Here is a 2676-nt window from a genome sequence, read left to right on the forward strand (position 1 = left end):
AGTTTCTCTGCACGTTGAGCAACTTCTTCACGGCTTAAAAGGATTGCTTGCATATACTAACTCCTGATTACGATTTGACTTCTGGAGACCCCTCTATAATATCTCACAGGTCTGTAGGATGAGCTAATGCCCATCCTACTAAGTCTCTATAAGATTGGTGTACTGCTACGCAGTGCCTTCGGCATCGCACTTAAACCCACAGTTTCAATCAATGTGCATGGTGCGTTCCCCAAAATCGATCGGTGGAGCAGTAGGAGCCATATTAGGGAACGTACCCTACAAGATCGGCGATCTCACCGTTAAGTCTCTCATTCTAATTTTGTCTTCTTCAATAACTGTAAAGTGTCCATACCAGTCATCCCGCAATGAGATAACCTTGGCAACTTTCTCAGCGACTACAGATGCAGAAGGTACTCTTATTCTAAACAAAATAATACCAACACTGGCCGGCAACCTTGAACGAAAGGCGAGTTCTCCAAAATCTTTATCAAATGTCAAGAGAATACGATTTTCTGCTTGGGCGCGACTTAAAACTTCCCAGTCCGAGATTCCGGGGGATTCCACCCTAATCCACAGGACATCATGGCCATTTTGTCCTAGGGCTTCAACCGCATCAAGGGGGAAATTTTCGTTCGCTAGAAAACGCATCAGTTAAGCAGGAATAGCATAGACTTTCTCAGACTTGAGCATTACACTAGCATAGCTAAGACAAGCTTGAATATCTTCTACTGTAATACCTGGGTAGTTTCGCAGAATTTCATCAATACTCCAACCTTGGGCGAGAAGATCGATGATAAATTCAACCGCAATCCTTGTTCCTTTAATGATAGGTTTTCCCACCAAAATATCGGGATTTAGTGTAATTCGAGTTTCCCAGTCCATAGCTACATCATTGAAAGTGTTTTCAAAAAGGTAAAGGCTGCATGGGACGCACCCTATATCTCGTTTTATTATAACAGGATTTGGTATCAAAGATGCAATCAATGTGCATGGTGCGTTCCCCAAAAATCGATCGCTGGACCAGTAGGAGCCACATTAAGGAACGCACCCTACAAGATCGGCTGTTTACACCCTCCACCGAGGACTTGCGGCATAACGGTCTAGTTAGGCTTTTCGCTAAGGGTAGGGTAATACATTTAAATTTTGAATAAATCGGTAGTCTCGTTGATTCTTGGTGATAAAAGGGTAATTCCATATTATTGCTGTACCTGCAATCAAGCCATCGGCAATCAGCAAACCGTGACTTAGCCGATACAAGCGAAGTAAGTCAACCGCTTTGTCTGAAATAGGTTGGTCAATTCTGATTACATCAAACTGTTGAAGGAATTTTTCCAGCGTCCGTAACTCTGACTTGTTAGTGCAGCCAACAATTGGTTCCATTTGTGTAACTACGCTAATTGCTAATCTGGAACTTGATTGTAGCCTTTGCAGACAATTGACTGCTTCAGGAATACCACGACCAACATCAATGATTATGTCGGTATCTACGATAGTTGAACTAGCCATTTGTCTTTGACCACTCGCTTTCTCGTAAATTTCGCACCCAAGTAGTACTATCTAAATCTTGACGATCGCGCCACATTCCAACAAAGGGATCATTAACTAAATCAACATTTGACGATGCAGACAGAGGTTCAGAATATATGTACTTTTGTTTCAAAAAAGCGATCAGGCTGACTACTTGGCTCTGTGCTTCAGCAGGCAAAGATAAAAATTCACCTAAAATCTCATGAGTCATGGTTGTATCCTCCCCCATATCACGCCCAAAAGCGTGTTAGCCAGATTAGCTTACTGCAAAGAGCTTCCTTTAAGGAGACTTATCACCGAAGCCTTCTGGGAATCTAGCAAAGATTCTTGTATCTGGCTGCACTTTGTCACAAAATTTCACTATTATTTCGGGTAAGGTATGGTAAATCCCTTGATAGATAGGGTTTACTGAAAAAGTTTGTTGGTGGGGCTAGGGTGTGGGGTGTGGGGTGTGGGGTGTAGGGTTTTACCGATTTTCAGGCGGTCAATTACCTAATTTTCAGGGAAAAAGTACCTTAATTTTACCCCCGATCACTCCGATAGCCAGTACTTTTTGATTTCCCAAAAGTCTAAAAGTCTTACCCAACAAGGTTTTTAGATTTATTCAGCAAGCTCTAAGTAAATTTTGATATAAATTACAGGGCAAGAATGGAGGATTTGGGGTGGCACAACAGAAACATTGTCCCCATTTACTCGGTTACAGTTTGTCTGCGAGTTGTTAACCATCGATTCAGGGAGCGTGAACTCTCGCTACTGCGCCGACCAGCTAATAGTCCTTCGATACCAATATGCTCATCTAGATCGAGCCATTCGATAGCACATCCATCCGCTAAGAGTTGCCAATTTTGACGCTCGGCGGGGGAGGCGTGCAGTAAACGAGGGTACCATGTTAGCGGAACGGTGATGCTGCGACCGTCGGCTAGGTCGATTATTAATTTATCGTCGGTTAGGGTCACTTGATGGGCAATTGGCTCGGTTTCAAGGGTCAAAGTAATCATGCCATGCGGTTAGGATTGCGGGTTGATGTTCTGTTATTAGTTTAGCAATCTGGTTTAATTCATGTTCTTTGAATCCTCGGTTTTTCTCTAAGGTAATGGGATCAAGCCAATATTTAGCGAGTTTGCGATCGCGTTTGACATGGATATGGGC

General features: G+C 43.0%; 6 protein-coding genes. All 6 read right to left on the reverse strand.

Annotated features, from left to right (window positions below):
- Window positions 1–276: 276 nt before the first annotated feature.
- The gene (locus PX484_RS14255) at window positions 277–648 is read right to left on the reverse strand and encodes a DUF5615 family PIN-like protein (protein ID WP_287765481.1); all 372 of its coding nucleotides are present in this window, start codon (window positions 646–648) and stop codon (window positions 277–279) included.
- A 3-nt stretch (window positions 649–651) separates the two neighbouring features.
- A complete protein-coding gene (locus PX484_RS14260; protein WP_002779924.1) occupies window positions 652–882 on the reverse strand; it encodes a DUF433 domain-containing protein in 231 nt (76 codons plus the stop codon).
- Between the two features lie 234 nt (window positions 883–1116).
- Complete coding sequence (locus PX484_RS14265) at window positions 1117–1506, reverse strand: type II toxin-antitoxin system VapC family toxin (RefSeq protein WP_287765478.1); 390 nt, start codon at window positions 1504–1506, stop codon at window positions 1117–1119.
- Complete coding sequence (locus PX484_RS14270; protein WP_002739406.1) at window positions 1499–1738, reverse strand: hypothetical protein; 240 nt, start codon at window positions 1736–1738, stop codon at window positions 1499–1501. The genes PX484_RS14265 and PX484_RS14270 overlap by 8 nt, the downstream gene beginning before the upstream one ends.
- Before the next feature lie 478 nt (window positions 1739–2216).
- On the reverse strand, window positions 2217–2525 hold the full coding sequence (locus PX484_RS14275; RefSeq protein WP_002752921.1) for a DUF2442 domain-containing protein: 309 nt from the start codon (window positions 2523–2525) through the stop codon (window positions 2217–2219).
- The gene (locus tag PX484_RS14280) at window positions 2506–2670 is read right to left on the reverse strand and encodes a DUF4160 domain-containing protein (protein ID WP_353853237.1); all 165 of its coding nucleotides are present in this window, start codon (window positions 2668–2670) and stop codon (window positions 2506–2508) included. Before PX484_RS14280 ends, PX484_RS14275 begins: the two co-directional genes overlap by 20 nt.
- Window positions 2671–2676: the final 6 nt, after the last annotated feature.

Source organism: Microcystis sp. M49636_WE2, from assembly GCF_030065375.1.
GTDB classification, from domain to species: Bacteria; Cyanobacteriota; Cyanobacteriia; order Cyanobacteriales; family Microcystaceae; genus Microcystis; species Microcystis aeruginosa_C.